At 76.0% G+C, this 15,984-nt stretch carries 10 protein-coding genes and 1 tRNA gene; 3 read left to right on the top strand and 8 right to left on the bottom strand.

Going from position 1 to position 15,984, the window contains the following annotated elements:
• The first annotated feature begins 62 nt into the window (after positions 1 to 62).
• Positions 63 to 611 (top strand): acyltransferase, encoded by a 549-nt coding sequence (locus ACI78S_RS00950; RefSeq protein WP_456970313.1) that lies wholly within the window; start codon positions 63 to 65, stop codon positions 609 to 611.
• A gap of 23 nt (positions 612 to 634) precedes the next feature.
• Here the strand turns inward: ACI78S_RS00950 and ACI78S_RS00945 are convergent.
• The 3 genes from ACI78S_RS00945 to tmk form a co-directional block, all read right to left on the bottom strand.
• Positions 635 to 707, bottom strand: a tRNA-Thr gene (locus tag ACI78S_RS00945).
• 56 nt (positions 708 to 763) lie between these two features.
• Complete coding sequence (locus ACI78S_RS00940; protein WP_456970312.1) at positions 764 to 1,957, bottom strand: DNA polymerase III subunit delta'; 1,194 nt, start codon at positions 1,955 to 1,957, stop codon at positions 764 to 766.
• Positions 1,954 to 4,149, bottom strand: coding sequence for a dTMP kinase (gene tmk, locus ACI78S_RS00935; RefSeq protein WP_456970310.1), 2,196 nt, complete (start codon positions 4,147 to 4,149; stop codon positions 1,954 to 1,956). The genes ACI78S_RS00940 and tmk overlap by 4 nt, the downstream gene beginning before the upstream one ends.
• A gap of 279 nt (positions 4,150 to 4,428) precedes the next feature.
• Here tmk and ACI78S_RS00930 point away from each other — a divergent pair, with 279 nt between their 5' ends.
• Positions 4,429 to 5,235 (top strand): trans-aconitate 2-methyltransferase, encoded by an 807-nt coding sequence (locus ACI78S_RS00930; protein WP_456970309.1) that lies wholly within the window; start codon positions 4,429 to 4,431, stop codon positions 5,233 to 5,235.
• Positions 5,236 to 5,239: 4 nt separating this feature from the next.
• On the opposite strand, the gene ACI78S_RS00925 is transcribed toward ACI78S_RS00930, so the two are convergent.
• The 5 genes from ACI78S_RS00925 to ACI78S_RS00905 all read right to left on the bottom strand — a co-directional run bounded on the left by ACI78S_RS00925 (position 5,240) and on the right by ACI78S_RS00905 (position 13,300).
• The gene (locus tag ACI78S_RS00925) at positions 5,240 to 6,007 is read right to left on the bottom strand and encodes a class I SAM-dependent methyltransferase (protein ID WP_456970308.1); all 768 of its coding nucleotides are present in this window, start codon (positions 6,005 to 6,007) and stop codon (positions 5,240 to 5,242) included.
• Entirely contained in the window at positions 6,007 to 8,859 is a 2,853-nt protein-coding gene (topA, locus tag ACI78S_RS00920; RefSeq protein WP_456970307.1) for a type I DNA topoisomerase, read from the bottom strand. The genes ACI78S_RS00925 and topA overlap by 1 nt, the downstream gene beginning before the upstream one ends.
• Before the next feature lie 212 nt (positions 8,860 to 9,071).
• Complete coding sequence (locus ACI78S_RS00915) at positions 9,072 to 10,538, bottom strand: alpha/beta hydrolase (RefSeq protein WP_456970306.1); 1,467 nt, start codon at positions 10,536 to 10,538, stop codon at positions 9,072 to 9,074.
• The gene (locus ACI78S_RS00910; RefSeq protein WP_456970305.1) at positions 10,535 to 10,855 is read right to left on the bottom strand and encodes a hypothetical protein; all 321 of its coding nucleotides are present in this window, start codon (positions 10,853 to 10,855) and stop codon (positions 10,535 to 10,537) included. The genes ACI78S_RS00915 and ACI78S_RS00910 overlap by 4 nt, the downstream gene beginning before the upstream one ends.
• A gap of 183 nt (positions 10,856 to 11,038) precedes the next feature.
• Complete coding sequence (locus ACI78S_RS00905) at positions 11,039 to 13,300, bottom strand: sodium-translocating pyrophosphatase (protein WP_456970304.1); 2,262 nt, start codon at positions 13,298 to 13,300, stop codon at positions 11,039 to 11,041.
• A gap of 214 nt (positions 13,301 to 13,514) precedes the next feature.
• Between ACI78S_RS00905 and ACI78S_RS00900 the strand changes: the two genes are divergently transcribed.
• Positions 13,515 to 15,977, top strand: coding sequence for a DEAD/DEAH box helicase (locus ACI78S_RS00900; RefSeq protein WP_456970303.1), 2,463 nt, complete (start codon positions 13,515 to 13,517; stop codon positions 15,975 to 15,977).
• Positions 15,978 to 15,984: the final 7 nt, after the last annotated feature.

Below are 15,984 nucleotides of genomic sequence, written 5' to 3'. Positions count from 1 at the left end.
AGGGGTGGCGGGCGGGCGCAGGGGTGATCCGCCCCACGCCGGACGCCCGTAGCGTCGCCGGCATGGGGATCCTGGGGGAAGTCCGTGAGGGCGCGTTCCGGTTGCTGGTCAACCACCTGCTCGCGCTGCCCGTGGTGCCGTACAGCCAGCGCTGGCGGCTGCTGCGCGCGCTCGGCTTCCCGCTGGAGCCCTCGCTGATCAACGCCGGTGTCTGGTTCGGCGGGCGGGACATCACGATCGGCGCCGGCAGCGGCGTCAACATGGGCGTCGTCTTCGACAACATGGCGCCGATCACCGTCGGTCGCGATGTCTCCATCGGGCACGAGGTCATGGTGATCACGAGCACGCACGAGAAGGGGGCGGGCGGACGGGCCGCCGGCCGCCCGGTCGGCAAGCCGGTCACGATCGAGGACGGCGCCTGGATCGGCGCCCGCTCGACCATCCTGCCGGGGGTCACGATCGGCGCCGGGTGCACGATCGCCGCCGGCTCCGTGGTCCGGCGCAACTGCGTGGCGGGCGGCATCTACGCCGGCTCCCCGGCCCGCCTGGTCCGTCGCCCGCAGTCGCGGCAGCGGCCGGACGACGGCGCGGAGCGGGCCCCGGCGGCCTGACGGCACGCCGGCCGGAGGAGGAGAGCCGCCTGTCGGAATCGAACCGACGACCTTCTCATTACGAGTGAGATGCTCTACCGACTGAGCTAAGGCGGCGGACGTGCGCAGCCGAGCTTACGGCACCGCCCGGGCCGGGCCGCGCAGGGGCGCGGTCAGGTCGCCGGGAGCCGCAGCGCGACGGTGAGGGCCTCGAGGGCGACCTGCGGCTTGACGTTCTGCTCCAGCGCCTGGCGGCAGGCGAGGATCGCGTCGATGCGGCGCAGCGCCCCCTCCGGCCCGATGCGGGCGGCGAGCTCCTCGGCGTCGGCGCGGCGGTCGGGGTGGTTGAGCGACGGCGCGGGGTGGGCGGGGTCCGACGACACCGCGGCGACCACCAGCGCGTCCCGGTAGAGGCCGGCGAGGTCGACCAGCGCGCGGTCCAGCGAGTCGCGGCCCAGCCGGGTGGCCCGCGACTTCTGCTTCTTCTCCAGCTCCTTGAGCACGCCGGCGCCGCGGCTGGCGGCGGCGACGCCCGGCCCCCGCGCGCCCACGCCCAGGCTGGCCTTGACCGCCTCGGTCTCGGCGCCGTCGAGGGCCGCGGCCGCCTGCTCGGCCTCCTCCTTGGCCGCGCCGACGAGGTCGTCGGCGGCGTCCAGGCAGGCGGCCAGCGAGACCAGCCGCAGCGGGACGTCGAGCACCGCCTTGCGGGCCAGCCGGGCGGCCTCGTCGCGGGCCAGCCGCCGGGCGCGGCCCACGTGCCCGCCGGCGGCCGCGGCCGACCAGGCGGCCAGCGCGGGGTCCACGCCGTCCCGGCGGACCAGCACGTCGGCGACGGCGTCGACGGGCGGCGTGCGCAGACCGACCACCCGGCACCGCGACCGGATGGTGACGCTCACGTCGTCGGGGTGCAGGCTCGGCGCGCAGAGCAGGAACACCGTCCGCGCCGGCGGCTCCTCGAGCATCTTCAGCACGGTGTTCGAGGCCTGCTCGGTCATCCGGTCGGCGTCCTCGACGAGCACGATCTGCCACCGGCCCTGCGAGGGGGCCCGGCCGGCGATGCGCACGATCTCGCGGACCTCGGCGACGCCGATGGACAGCCCCTCGGGCACGACGCTCTGCACGTCGGCGTGCGTGCCGGCCAGCACCGTGCGGCAGGCGTGGCAGTGCCCGCAGCCGCCGTCGGGGCACTGCAGCGCCGCGGCGAAGGCGCGCGCGGCCACGCTCCGGCCCGAGCCGGGCGGGCCGGTGAACAGCCACGCGTGGGTCATCGCCGCCGGGTCGGCGACCGCCGCCTTCAGCTCCGCGACGACCGCCTGCTGCCCGATGACCTGGGCCCAGACGTCCTGGGCGGTGTCGACGGCGGTCACGGGTGCAGCTGCGGGGTCGAGCCGGTCTGGGCGTGCGGGTGGTGCGCGCCCTCGGGGCGCCCGTCCTCGTCGGCCCGGGCGCGCCGGCGGGGGTCCTCGGGGAGCTTCTGCAGCTCCAGCCCGGAGAGCAGCTCGGCCACCCGCACCCGGATCGCGGCGGCCAGCTCCTCCGGCGACCTCGTCGCGTCGAGCACCGCGTAGCGGTCGGGCTCGGCCTCGGCGAGCGCGCGGAAGGTCTGCCGGACGCGCTGGTGGAAGTCCAGCGACTCCGACTCCAGGCGGTCGGCGGCCGCCCGCCCCCGCGCCCGGGCCAGGCCCACCTCCGGCGGCAGGTCGAGCAGCACCGTGAGGTCGGGGACCAGCCCCTGGGTGGCCCAGCGGGACAGCCCGCGCACGTCCTCGAGCGGGATCGTGCGCCCGGCCCCCTGGTAGGCCAGCGAGCTGTCGACGAACCGGTCGGTGATCACCACCTCGCCGGCGTCGAGCGCGGGCCGCAGCACGTCGTGGACGTGCTGGGCGCGGTCGGCGGCGTACAGCAGCGCCTCCGCGCGCGGCGACAACCCGGCGTGCGCCTTGTCGAGGACGATCGCGCGGATCCCGGAGCCGGAGGGCGTCGCGCCCGGCTCGAACGTGGCCCGGGCGACCAGGCCCTCGGCGGTGAGCCACTCCTGCAGCCGGCGCACCTGGGTGGACTTGCCGGCGCCCTCGCCGCCCTCGAAGGCGATGAGCACGCCGCCCTTGGCCAGCCGGCGGCGGGCGGTGGTGTCGCGGCGCAGCGCGGTGACGACGTCGGCGACGAGCGGGACCGGCCGGCCGTCGTCCATCTGCCGGTAGGCCACCACGCCGACGCCGGCGGCCAGCAGCGCGGCGGCGAACAGCATGATCCGGTCGCCGGTGACGGTGAACTCGACCGGGCCCCAGTCGACGTCGTGCCGGCCGAACAGCCCCACCCCGAACGGCACGACGGCGAGGCTGAGGATCAGCGACGCGCGGACCAGCGACTGCACGAGGGCGAAGGTGCGGCCGCGCACGTTGTCGTCGACCTCGGTGCCGAGCAGCGTGAACCCGGCCAGGTAGGCGAGCCCGGCGAAGAAGCCCATCAGGACCACGAGCAGCAGCGAGATCCAGAGGGTGAACGACCACGACAGCAGCAGCAGGGCCACGCCCGCGCCGACGATCGCGACGCCGAACAGCCGCTCCCGCGACAGGTCGCGGGCCACGCTGGGGCCGATGGCGATGCCCAGGCCGAGGCCGATGAAGACCGCGCCGAAGAGCAGGCCGTACGCCGCCTCGCCACCGCCGAGCGAGGCCGAGTAGGCCTGCGCCGTGGCGATGACGACGCCGGCGGCGGTGAAGGCGCCGGTGATGCCGAAGACCAGGCCGCGGACCAGCGGGGTGTGCCCGGCGAAGGACAGCCCGCTCCTGAGCGAGCCGAGGAAGCTCTCCTGCTCGACCACCGCGCCGGCCGCGCGGCGGCCGCTGATCGACGGCAGGTTCCAGATCACGACCGCCGCCACCAGGAAGGTGAACGCGTTGAGGTAGAGCGCCAGGTCCGTGTCGCTGGCCCACGCCGGCAGCGACAGCGAGTCGGCGGTGCTGGTGAGCAGCGCGAAGACGATCGCCGCGGCCACGGGGGTGAGCCCGTAGGTGGTGACCAGGGACAGCTGGTTGGCCGGTTCCAGCTGGTCCTTGCGCAGCATGTTCGGGACGGCGGCGTCCTTCGCCGGGATCCAGAACAGGCTGATCGCCTCGATCAGGAACTGCGCGACGAACAGCCAGATGAGGTTGTCGACCAGTGGGATCGAGGCGAACAGCGCGAAGCGCACGACGTCGGTGACGACCATGGTCTTGCGCCGGTCGAAGCGGTCGGCGAAGGCGCCGGCCAGCGGGCCGAGCACGATCGCCGGCAGCAGCCGGAACGCGAGCACCGCGCCGAGCGCGAAGTTCTGCAGCGCGAAGCTGTCGACCAGCGACGTCGCGGTGGCGGTGATGGCCAGCAGCCCGAGCCAGTCGCCGAAGCTCGACAGCGCCGTCGACTCCCAGAGCCGGCGGAAGTCGCGCACGCGCAGCACCGCGCGGATCTTGGCGAACAGGCCGAGCGCGTCACCGCCCAGGTCGTCGGCGTCGCGGGCGGTCTGCGCCGCGGCGGGGGGCGCCTCCCCCGCCGCCGGGCCGGGGTCCGTCAGCGGCACCGGGCCGGCCGCGTCCGCGGGCACGGGCGTGCCGCCGGGGGGCAGACCGTCCGCGGGTACGACGGTCCGCTCGTCCGGCTGCGCGTGCTGCCCGTCGTCGGGCGGCTGCGCCGGGAGGGGCGGATCGGACCTGATCGGGGGGCTCCCGGTTTGGGTGTCGGAGTGGGCGGCAGCTGGGCCCTCGGCCGCCTCACGGTACCGGTCCGAGGTGACCGTTCCCGGTACTCCGGGCGTCCGATCGGGAGTCGTCCGCCTCACGCGGCACTAGGGTCTCCGCAGGTGGGCACCTCCCCTCAGCCGGGCGCCGGCGCCTGGGACCCGGCGAGCTACCTCCGCTTCGCCGGCGAGCGGGCCCGCCCGTTCGCCGAGCTGCTGGCGCGGGTGCGGGCCGCGGACCCGCGCGAGGTCGTCGACCTCGGCTGCGGCGAGGGGGCGCTGACCGCGTCCCTCGCCGCCCGCTGGCCGGGGGCGCGGATCACCGGTGTCGACTCCTCCCCCGAGATGCTCGCCGCGGCCGCGCGGCACGCCGTCGAGGGGCGGGTCCGGTTCGTGCTCGGCGACGTCCGGGGCTGGACGCCGGACGGGCCGGTCGACGTCGTGCTCAGCAACGCCGTCCTGCACTGGGTGCCCGGCCACGAGGCGCTGCTGGCGCGCTGGGCCTCGCGGCTGGCGCCCGGTGGGGAGGTGGCGGTGCAGGTGCCGGGGAACTTCGGGGCGCCCACCCACACCCTGCTGGCCGAGCTGTGCGCCGACCCGCGCTGGGCCGACCGGGTGGCCGACGTCGCGCCGCGGCCGGGCGCCGTCGCGGCCCCCGCCGGCTACCTCGACCTGCTCACCGCCGCCGGGCTGGCGGCCGACGTCTGGGAGACGACGTACCTGCACGTGCTGACCGGCGCGGACCCGGTGCTGGGGTGGGTGCGCAGCACCGTGCTGCGACCGGTGCTGGGCCGGCTCGACGGGGACTCGGCGGCCGCGCTCACGGCCGAGTACGCCGCCGCCCTGCGCGCGGCCTACCCGCAGCGGCCGGACGGGACGACCGTGCTCCCCTTCCGCCGGGTGTTCGCGATCGGCCGGCGGCCCGCCTGACCGCTCACCGGGGCGCGAGCCGGTGCGCGGTGGTGCGGTGCGGCAGCTCGAGGACCTCCCGCCCCCGGGTGTCGGGATGGGTGGCCAGCAGCGCGCGCACCCGGCCGAGGAAGGCCTCGCGGGCGGCCGGCTCCATGGTGGCCACGTAGCTGCGGGTGCCGATGCCGCGGACCACCTGCTCGGGCGTCACCGTCTGCACGACGCCGGACCCGTACCCGGTGGCGGAGGCCGGCAGCGCCGCGGCGAACTCGTCCACCACGCCCTGGTCGGCCTCGTGACCGCGCGCCTCGCCGGCCAGCAGCGCACCGAGGGCGGCGACCCACGGCACCCGCTCGTCGCGGGCGTTCCAGACCAGCCCGACGACCCCACCGGGGCGCAGCACCCGGCGCATCTCGCGGGCCGCGGGCACCGGGTCGAACCAGTGCGCGGCCTGGCCGGCGACCACCGCGTCGACGTCGCGGTCGGGCAGCGGCAGCGACTCGGCCGAGCCCACGAGCGGGACGACGCCGGGCAGGCGCGCGGCCAGCTGCGCCAGCATCTCGGGCGACGGGTCGACGGCGACGACCTCGTGCCCGGCGGCGACCAGGCGCTCGGTGAGCAGGCCGGTGCCGGCGCCGAGGTCGAGGACCCGTCGCGGAGCCGCGCCGAGGAGGAAGGCGACCGCGTCGGCCGGGTACCCCGGGCGCAGCGCCGCGTACTCGGCGGCCACCGACCCGAAGCTGCGCCGGCGGCCGTCCCAGCTCGCCGGGTCCAGCGAGCCGGTGCCGGTCATCAGCCGGCGGAGACCGGCGCGGCGGTCGACTTCTTCGTCGTCGCCTTCTTGGCCGTGGTCTTGGCCGTGGCCTTCTTCGCCGTCGTCTTCTTGGCCGTCGCGGTCTTCTTGGCCGCCTTCTTCTTCGTCGCCGGACCCCGGGCGCGCCGGTCGGCCAGCAGCTCCGCGGCGCGGTCGAGGGTGATCGCCTCGACGTCGTCGCCCTTGCGCAGGCTGGCGTTGGTCTCGCCGTCGGTGACGTAGGGGCCGAAGCGGCCCTCGCGGACGGTGATCTGCCCCCCGGTGACCGGGTCGGCGCCGAGCTCCTTCAGCGGCGTGGCCGCGGCCCGCCGCCCGCGCTGCTTCGGCTGGGCGAAGATCGCCAGCGCCTCGTCGAGGGTGGTCGTGAACAGCGCCTCCTCGCTGGGCAGCGACCGCGAGTCGCCGCCCTTCTTGAGGTAGGGGCCGTAGCGGCCGTTGAGCGCCTGGATCTCCTCGCCGTCGGGCGCGGTGCCGACCGTGCGGGGCAGGGTGAGCAGGCGCAGCGCCTCGTCGAGGGTCACCGTCTCCGGCGACATCGACGCGAACAGGCTGGCCGTGCGCGGCGACTCCTTGCTGCCCTCGGGGACCACGGTGGTGACGTAGGGCCCGTAGCGGCCGGCCTTGACCACGACGGGGTGCCCCGACGCGGGGTCGGTGCCCAGCTCGCGGTCGCCGCTGGGAGCGGCCAGCAGCTCGGCCACCTTCTCGGTGGTCAGCTCGTCGGGCGGCAGGTCCTCCGGGATGCTGACCCGGGCGCCCTCCTCGCTGCCCACCTGCAGGTACGGCCCGTAGCGGCCGACGCGGACGACGACGGGCTCCCCGTGCGGGCCGGTGGCGCGCAGCGGGATGGAGTTCACGCCGCGGGCGTCGATCTCCTCCAGCCGCTCGCTGATGACCTGCTTGAGGCCGCCCGAGGCGGCGATGGCGCCGGCGTGGCGGCCCTCGCCGCCGAAGTAGAACTCGGTCAGCCAGTCGACCCGGCCGAGGGTGCCGCTGGCGATCTCGTCGAGCTCGTTCTCCAGCGCGGCGGTGAAGTCGTAGTCGACCAGCTGGGCGAAGTGCTGCTCGAGCAGGTTGACCACCGCGAAGGCCACGAAGGACGGCACCAGCGCGGCGCCCTTCTTCCAGACGTACCCGCGGTCCTGGATCGTCTGCAGGATCGAGACGTAGGTCGACGGCCGGCCGATGCCCAGCTCCTCCAGCCGGGCGGTCAGGCTCGGCTCGGTGTAGCGCGACGGCGGCGTGGTCGTGTGCCCCTTGGGCTCCAGCGCGCGGGTGTCGAGTCGCTGGCCGCGCTCGAGCCTCGGCAGCCGGCGCTCGGCGTCGTCGCTGCCGTGGTCGTCGTCGCCGTTGCCGGCCGGCCCCTCGTCCCGCGACTCGACGTAGGCCCGCAGGAAACCGGGGAAGGTGATGGTGCGGCCGCTGGCGGTGAACTCGACCGCCTCGTCGGTGCTGCTGCGACCGGCCAGCCGGATGCTCACGGTCTGGCCGACCGCGTCGGCCATCTGGGAGGCGATCGTGCGCTGCCAGACGAGCTCGTAGAGCCGGAACTCGTCGCGGGCGAGCTGGCCGGCGAGCTGGCCCGGGGTGCGGAAGTTGTCCCCCGCCGGCCGGATCGCCTCGTGCGCCTCCTGGGCGCCCTTGGCCTTCTTGGCGTAGCGGCGGGCCTCGGCCGGGACGTACGCGTCGCCGTAGAGCTCCCGCGCCTGGGTGCGGGCTGCGTTGATCGCCTCGTTCGACAGGTTGGTCGAGTCGGTCCGCATGTAGGTGATGTGGCCGTTCTCGTACAGCCGCTGGGCGACGCGCATCACCTGCGCCGAGGACCAGCCGAGCTTGCGGCCGGCCTCCATCTGCAGCGTGGAGGTGGTGAACGGCGCGTACGGGCGGCGGCGGTACGGCTTCTCGTCCACCCGGCTGACGGTCACCTGCCGGCCCTCGAGCCGGGCGGCGAGGCCGCGGGCGCCCGCCTCGTCCAGGTGGACCACCTCGCCGGTGGCCCGCCCGGTGGCGGGGTCGAAGTCGCGACCGGTGGCCACGCGGCTGTCGTCGACGCTGACCAGCCGGGCGCGGACGGTCGTGGGCTCCCCCGCGTCGGCACCGGCCCGCTGGTCGGCGACGGCGAAGACGCCCTCCAGGGACCAGTAGTCGGCCGCGTGGAAGTTCATCCGCTCCCGCTCGCGCTCGACGACGATGCGGGTGGCCACCGACTGCACCCGGCCGGCCGAGAGCTTGGGCAGGACCTTCTTCCACAGGACCGGCGAGACCTCGTAGCCGTAGAGCCGGTCGAGGATGCGCCGGGTCTCCTGGGCGTCGACCAGGGCGGTGTCCAGCTCGCGCGGGTTGGCCACGGCACGGGTGATCGCCTCGGGGGTGATCTCGTGGAAGACCATGCGGCGGACCGGGACCCGCGGCTTGAGCGTGTCGACGAGGTGCCAGGCGATGGCCTCGCCCTCGCGGTCCTCGTCGGTGGCGAGGTAGACCTCGCTGGCGTCCTTGACGAGCTGCTTGAGCCGGCTGACCTGCTGCTTGCGGTCGGGGCTGACCACGTAGAGCGGCTCGAAGCCGTTGTCGACGTCGACGCCCAGCCGCGCCCAGGAGGCACCCTTGTGCTCGGCCGGCACGTCGGCGGCGTTGCGCGGCAGGTCGCGGATGTGCCCGACGCTGGCCTCGACGACGTACCCGCTGCCCAGGTAACCCGCGATCTTGCCGGCCTTCGTCGGCGACTCGACGATGACCAGCGGCTTGCCGCCGTTCGCGCCGGATCGCCGCCGCGCGGGCGTGCTCGTCCCGGTGGCGGTCTGGGTGCCGTTCTTCGCGGTCCTGCTGGGCACGGTGCTCCTGTCGGTGGTGCTGCGGTGCGGGCGCCGGACGACCCGACGGTGGCGGACGCGTCGCGGTGCGCCCCTCGGCGGGCCACGGTAGGCCACGCCTCCGACGCGAGCCCGGGTGGCGACCCGCCGTGGGCGCGCCGTCACCCCCAGAAACGCTCGACCCCCCGCGCTGTTCCCATCGGTCGTCCTCTCCCCCACCTTGAGGGCGCGGCTCACGGCTCGCCCGGCGGGGCCGCCACGACCTCCCCGGCCGCCGCCAGGGTGGGGCCGTCGGGGTCGTGGTACTCCCAGTGCAGCGTGACGGCGTCGACCGGCAGCTCGACCGCCCCGAACCCCTCCTCCGTCGGGCTGTCGCCGAACCACCCCGACCAGGACACCGGGTCGAACGGGGAAGCGGCGGCGTAGACCTCGGCGGCCTCGAGCTCCCCGGCGTCGCGCTGCAGGCCGGGGCTGCCCAGCAGGACGAGCGCGTCGGCGGCCAGCCGCCCCGCCTCCCCCGCGGCCTCGTCGACGACGACCGTGCCGTAGCTGTGCGCCAGCACGGTGGTGCGCGGGAGCGGCGCGGCGAGCGCCCGCCGGGCGGCCGCGAGCCCGTCCAGGTCGTCGTCCAGGGCGTCGCCGCCGCGGCGGGCGGCGCCGCGGGTGACGATCGACGGCGGGTCGTGCGGGGTCCGGTAGCCGAGCCAGGCCAGCCCCGCGACGGCCAGCGCCGGCGTCGCGGCCGAGGCACTGGCGAGGACGTCGGCGGTGTCGTCGACGACGCGGGCCAGGTCGCCCTCCGGCGTGGTGAGGATCCCGGGCACGAGCAGCGCCACCGCGTCGGCCGTGTCCAGGTCGCCGACCGCCAGCCCGACCAGGCCCTGCCCGAGGTCGAGCGACCACAGCTGGACCGGCCGCCCCGCCGCCTCCTGGCGCCGGATCTCCGCCGCCACGGCGGTCGTCGTGGCGTCCGGGTCGGCGGCGTCCAGCGCGGCGGCGAGCACCAGCCGGTTGGCGCGGTCGCGGGCCCAGGCCGGCACCCCGTCGAGGGCGCCGACCATCTCCGGCTCCGCGGCGACCGCGGCCCGCTGCTCGGCGGCGGAGAGGGACGACCACCAGGCCGCCACCCGGGTGGGGTCGGTGCCGGCAGGTATCGGGGGCGGGACGACGCACGGGTCGACCCCGGAGAGCAGGCCGGCGAAGTCGACCGGCGGGAAGGCGTCGACGACGCCGACCGGCAGCAGCGCGCGGTCCGCCGCCTGCGCGGCGACCCCCGCGGAGTCCGCCGCCGCGAGCGCCCGGGCGGCCAGCGCCCCGATCCGCTCGGCCGCCTCGGGCGGGCCGGACGCACGCCCGTCCTCGCCGAGCGAGACCCCCTCCGCCGCCGCGGCGGCCAGTGCCGCGGCGGCGTCCGGGCCGGCCGTCCCGGCGGCGGCGAGGAGGACGGCGAAGGCGTCCAGCGAGTCGGCGAGGGCGGCGGAGACCGCGGTGGTGGCGACCGACAGCTCGACGACCGCGTCGGCCGCCGCGCGCGCCGCCGGACCGGACCAGCACTCGGCGGCGGCCAGCGCCCGGCCCACGGCCTCGGTGCGGGCCCGCCACGCGGGCAGGCGCGCGGCCACGACGTCGAGGGTGCCGACCGCGCCGCGCAGCAGCGGCACGTCCCAGCCGGCGACCGCCGTGAGGGAGGGCGGGATCACCGGGCGATCGCGGTCGAGCCGACGCGCCCGGAGACGCGCTCGGAGAGCAGCGCGTCGTAGCGGCGGTACTCCTCGACGGCGCCGGCCAGCGTGCCGGCGAGCGCCTCGGCGCGCTCGGCGAGGATCCGCAGCAGGCCGGCCCAGCCGTGCCCGGCGCCGCCGGCCCACCACCCCGCCGAGCCCCCCAGCGACGTCGACAGCGAGCGGGCGGTCGAGGTGCACAGCACGCCGTCCTCGGCCAGCGCCTGCGCGAGCGCGGCCAGCTCGGCGGCCAGGGCCGCCACGCGGTCGAGCTGGGCGGAGATGAGCGCGGACATTCCTGCCTCCGGCGTCGTGGGCGGTCCGGGGTCGGACCGGAGGCGGCGGACGCTAGGAGCCGGCCCCGCGGGCACGCCCGTCGCCGTCCACAACGGGCGACGACGTCCACAACCGCCACCGGGACCCCCCGGCCGGCGCGGGGCCGGCCGGAGGATCCCGGTGTGCGGAGGGGGGACGACCGATCAGGGCGCGCTGGCCGTCAGCGAGTTCTCCGTGTTCTGGCTCGGCGCACCGCCGACCACCACGGACCGGCGCTTGGAGACGACGACCGCGGCGACGATGACCAGCACCGCCACGAGGGCGATGACCGTGCGGACGGCGGTGTTGGCGTCGTCGCCGACCGAGAGGCCGACCACCGCGGGGGCGATGAGCAGCGCCACCAGGTTCATCACCTTGATCAGCGGGTTGATCGCCGGACCGGCGGTGTCCTTGAACGGGTCGCCGACGGTGTCGCCGATGACCGTGGCCGCGTGCGCCTCGCTGCCCTTCCCGCCGTGGGCGCCGTCCTCCACCATCTTCTTGGCGTTGTCCCACGCCCCGCCGGAGTTGGCGAGGAAGACCGCCATGAGCGTGCCCGCGGCGATCGCGCCGACGAGGTAGGCCGCCAGCGGCCCGAAGCCCAGGCCGAACCCGACCGCGACCGGCGCCATGACGGCGAGCAGGCCGGGCGTGGCCAGCTCGCGCAGGGAGTCCTTGGTGCAGATGTCGACCACGGCGCCGTAGTCGGGCCGCTCGCTGTAGTCCATGATCCCGGGCCGGGTGCGGAACTGCTCCCGGACCTCGAAGACCACCCGCCCGGCCGCTCGCGAGACGGCGTTGACGGCCAGGCCGGAGAACAGGAAGACCACGGCGGCGCCGACCAGCGCACCGACCACGTTCTGCGGGTTCACCAGCGTGAAGGCGTTGCCCAGCGTGGCCCCGGCCTCGTCGAGGGCGTCGAGGACCTGCGCGTTGTAGGACCCGAACAGCGCGGTGGCGGCGAGCACCGCGGTGGCGATCGCGATGCCCTTGGTGATCGCCTTGGTGGTGTTGCCGACGGCGTCGAGGTCGGTGAGCGTGCGGGCGCCGTCCTCGTCGAGGTCGCCGGACATCTCGGCGATGCCCTGCGCGTTGTCGCTCACCGGCCCGAAGGTGTCCATCGAGACGATGACGCCCGCGGTGGTGAGCAGGCCGCAGCCGGCCAGGGCGACGGCGTAGAGGGCGGCGCTGCCGCCGATCAGGAAGGCGACGTAGACCGAGCCGCCGATGAGCAGGGCGGCGTAGACCGCCGACTCCAGGCCCAGCGAGATGCCGGACAGGACGACGGTGGCCGGGCCGGTGAGGGAGCTGCGGGCGACGTCGCGGACCGGCCGGCGGCTGGTCTCGGTGAAGTAGCCGGTGAGCAGCTGGATGGCGACGGCCAGCACGATGCCGGCGAGGACGGCGAGGAAGCCGAGCACCTGCGGGCTGACCGACAGGTCCTGGTCGGCGACGCTGGGCAGCACGGTGAAGGCGGCGACCGCGACGAGGATCAGCGAGACCACCGCGGAGGTGAAGAAGCCGCGGTTGATCGGGGCCAGGCCGCTGTTGTCGTTCTTGCCGGGGTTGCTGGCCAGGATGCCGACCACCGAGGCCACCACGCCGATCGCGGCGACGGTCAGCGGGAACACCATGCCGACGGCGCCGAAGAAGACCTGGCCGAGGATCAGGGCGGCGACCAGGGTCACCGCGTAGGACTCGAACAGGTCGGCCGCCATGCCCGCGCAGTCGCCGACGTTGTCGCCCACGTTGTCGGCGATCGTGGCGGCGTTGCGGGGGTCGTCCTCGGGGATGCCCGCCTCGACCTTGCCCACCAGGTCGGCGCCGACGTCGGCGGCCTTGGTGAAGATGCCGCCGCCGACCCGCATGAACATCGCCAGCAGCGCGCCGCCGAAGCCGAAGCCCTCCAGCACCACCGGCGCCGTCTCGTCGAACAGCAGCAGGGCCAGGGCCGAGCCGAACAGGCCCAGGCCGACGGTGATCATCCCGACGACGCCGCCGGTGCGGTAGGCGATGCGGAAGGCCGGCCGGTAGCCGCCGGTGCGGGCGGCCGCGGCCACCCGCACGTTGCCGCGGGTGGCCAGGGTCATGCCGATGAAGCCGACCGCGGCCGAGAACAGGGCGCCGACCAGGAAGAACAGCGCCCGGCCGGTCCGGGTCCCCCAGCCGCCCTCGGCGACCGGGAGCGCGAGCAGCAGCAGGAAGACGATCACGGCGAACACGCCCAGCGTCCTGAACTGCCGTCGCAGGAAGGCCGCGGCGCCCTCCTGCACCGCCCGGGCGATGTCGCGCATCGTCGTCGTGCCCTGGTCGGCCGCCAGGACGGCGCGGACCAGGTAGGCGGCGAAGCCGAGTGCGGCCAGGGCGACGACGAGGACGACCACCACCAGGGTGACGTCCCCGCCGGACAGTGAGCTGTCGGGCATGTATTCCTCCAAGCGGTCGGCTGCCGGGCCGGCGCACGCGTCGCCCGGCGGAGGTCACGCCCGGGGCGTCGGAGGGCTCCGTCGACCTGTGGACGCCGCGTGAGTGTAAGCGAGATCACAGGTTGTGCAGGAAGCCGCGACTGAGTGTTGATTTGGTCACAATTCGTTCCGGCGCGGCGGTCCGGCGCTTGCCCCCAGGTGTGACAGTGGAGGGGTGACCACGCTCCACCCGGTCCGCTCGGCTCCCCCTCCCGGCGCGGACCAGGTTCTTCCCGGGGCGGACCTGCTGGCGAGCCTCCTGGCCGGCACGTCCGAGGACGAGCAACCCGTCACCCACGTCCACCGGCTGCCGATGCGGCGCAGCCAGTCGCGGCAGTGGCCCGAGTGGGTACCCGCCGAGCTGCGGGCGCGCCTGTCCGAGCGCGGCGTCCCCTCTCCGTGGCGGCACCAGGTGGAGGCGGCCGAGCTGGCGCACGCCGGGCAGCACGTGGTGGTGGCCACCGGCACGGCGTCGGGCAAGTCGCTGGCCTACCAGCTGCCCGCCCTGAGCCGGCTGGCCGAGGACGACCGCGCCTGCGTGCTCTACCTGGCGCCCACCAAGGCGCTGGCCCGCGACCAGCTGACCGCGGTCGCCGCGCTGGCCGACCCCTCCGTGCGCCCGGCGGCCTACGACGGCGACACCCCGGCCGAGGAGCGGGACTGGGTCCGCCGCCACTCGCGGTGGATCATGACCAACCCCGACATGCTCCACCGCGGGATCCTGCCCGCTCACCAGCGGTGGTCGAGCACGCTGCGGCGGCTGGCCTACGTCGTGGTCGACGAGTGCCACGCCTACCGCGGGGTCTTCGGCTCGCACGTCGGGCACGTGCTGCGCCGGCTGCGGCGGGTCTGCCGCCGGTACGGCACCGAGCCGGTGTTCGTGCTGGCCTCGGCGACGGTCGCCGACCCGGCGCAGGCGGCCGGCCGGCTGGTCGGCGCCCCGGTGCGGGCGGTCACCGAGGACGGCTCGCCGCGGCCGGGGGCGACGTTCGCCCTGTGGGAGCCGCCGCTGACCGAGCGCACCGGCGAGCACGGCGCCCCGCTGCGCCGCTCGGCCGCCGCCGACTCGGCCTCCCTGCTCGCCGACCTGGTCGACCAGGGAGCCCGGACGCTGGCGTTCGTCCGGTCGCGGCGCAGCGCGGAGTCCGTCGCCGAGCAGGCCCGCCGCCTGCTGGCCGAGCGCGGGCGGGCCGACCTCGTGCGGCGGGTGGACTCCTACCGGGGCGGCTACCTGCCGGAGGAGCGGCGGGAGCTCGAACGCCTGCTGTCCTCCGGCGAGCTGCTGGGCGTGGCGACCACCAACGCCCTGGAGCTGGGCATCGACATCGCCGGGCTGGACGCGGTGGTGCTGGCCGGCTACCCGGGGACGCTGGCCTCGATGTGGCAGCAGGCCGGGCGGGCCGGGCGCGCCCAGCGGGAGTCGCTGGTGGTGTTCGTGGCGCGCGACGACCCGCTCGACCACTACCTGGCCCACCACCCGCGCGCGGTGTTCGGCCGGCCGATCGAGGCGACGGTCACCGACCCGACCAACCCGTACGTGCTGGGCCCGCAGCTGTGCTGCGCGGCGGCCGAGCTGCCGCTGCGGCCGGAGGACCTGCCGGACTTCGGCGGGGCGGCGGCCGAGGCGCAGCTGGAGCAGCTGGTCGCCGCCGGGCAGCTGCGCCGCCGCCCGGCCGGCTGGTACTGGGCCGGGCGCGGCCGGCCGGACGTCGACATCCGGGGCAGCGGCCTGGAGCCGGTGTCGATCATCGAGGGCGACACCGGGCGCCTGCTCGGCACCGTCGACGGCGACGCCGCCCACTCGACGGTGCACACCGGCGCCCTCTACGTGCACCGCGGCGAGACCTACGTGGTGGACGAGCTCGACGTCGAGGACGCCGTGGCGGTCGTCCACGCCGAGAGCCCCGAGTGGACGACGGTGGCGCGCGACGTGACCGACCTGGCCGTGGTGAGCACCGACCGGACGCGCCGGCTGGGCACCGTCACCGCGCACACCGGGGTCGTGGACGTGACCAACCAGGTGGTCGCCTACCAGCGGCGGCGCCTGGTCACCGAGGAGGTCCTCGCGGAGTTCCCGCTGGACCTGCCGCCGCGGCAGCTGCGCACCCGCGCGGTGTGGTTCACCCTCGACCCCCGGGCGGTGGACCGGGCGCGGGTCGACGAGATCGCGCTGCCCGGCTCGCTGCACGCGGCCGAGCACGCGGCGATCGGCATCCTGCCGCTGCTGGCCACCTGCGACCGCTGGGACCTCGGCGGGCTCTCCACCGCCCTGCACCCGGACACCGGGGCGGCGACGATCTTCGTCTACGACGGCCACCCCGGCGGCGCCGGCTTCGCCGAGCGCGGCTACGCGGTGCTGCGCCGCTGGCTGCAGGCGACCCGGGCCACTGTGGCCACCTGCGAGTGCGAGAGCGGCTGCCCGTCGTGCGTGCAGTCGCCCAAGTGCGGCAACGGCAACGACCCGCTGGACAAGACCGGCGCCGTCCGGGTGCTCGACGTCGTCCTGGACGAGCTGGCCGCCGCCGAGGACGAGGGCGCGGAGGACGACGCGGAGGACGACGCGGACGACGTCGCGGTGGACGCCGCGGGGCCGCAGGAGCCCCGGCCGGCGGAGGACCGCGACGAGCTGGTCTTCTGACCGGCGC

The organism is Geodermatophilus sp. SYSU D00815 (assembly GCF_054050035.1).
Note: the sequence above shows the minus strand (reverse complement) of the source record. Positions and strands in the feature narration are given on the sequence as shown.

Excerpts from the sequence above, each read along its gene's own strand:
- ACI78S_RS00950 (WP_456970313.1), top strand. The coding sequence starts at position 63 with ATGGGGATCCTGGGGGAAGTCCGTGAGGGCGCGTTCCGGTTGCTGGTC.
- ACI78S_RS00925 (WP_456970308.1), bottom strand. The coding sequence starts at position 6,007 with ATGACCGGCACCGGCTCGCTGGACCCGGCGAGCTGGGACGGCCGCCGG.
- ACI78S_RS00910 (WP_456970305.1), bottom strand. The coding sequence starts at position 10,855 with ATGTCCGCGCTCATCTCCGCCCAGCTCGACCGCGTGGCGGCCCTGGCC.
- ACI78S_RS00905 (WP_456970304.1), bottom strand. The coding sequence starts at position 13,300 with ATGCCCGACAGCTCACTGTCCGGCGGGGACGTCACCCTGGTGGTGGTC.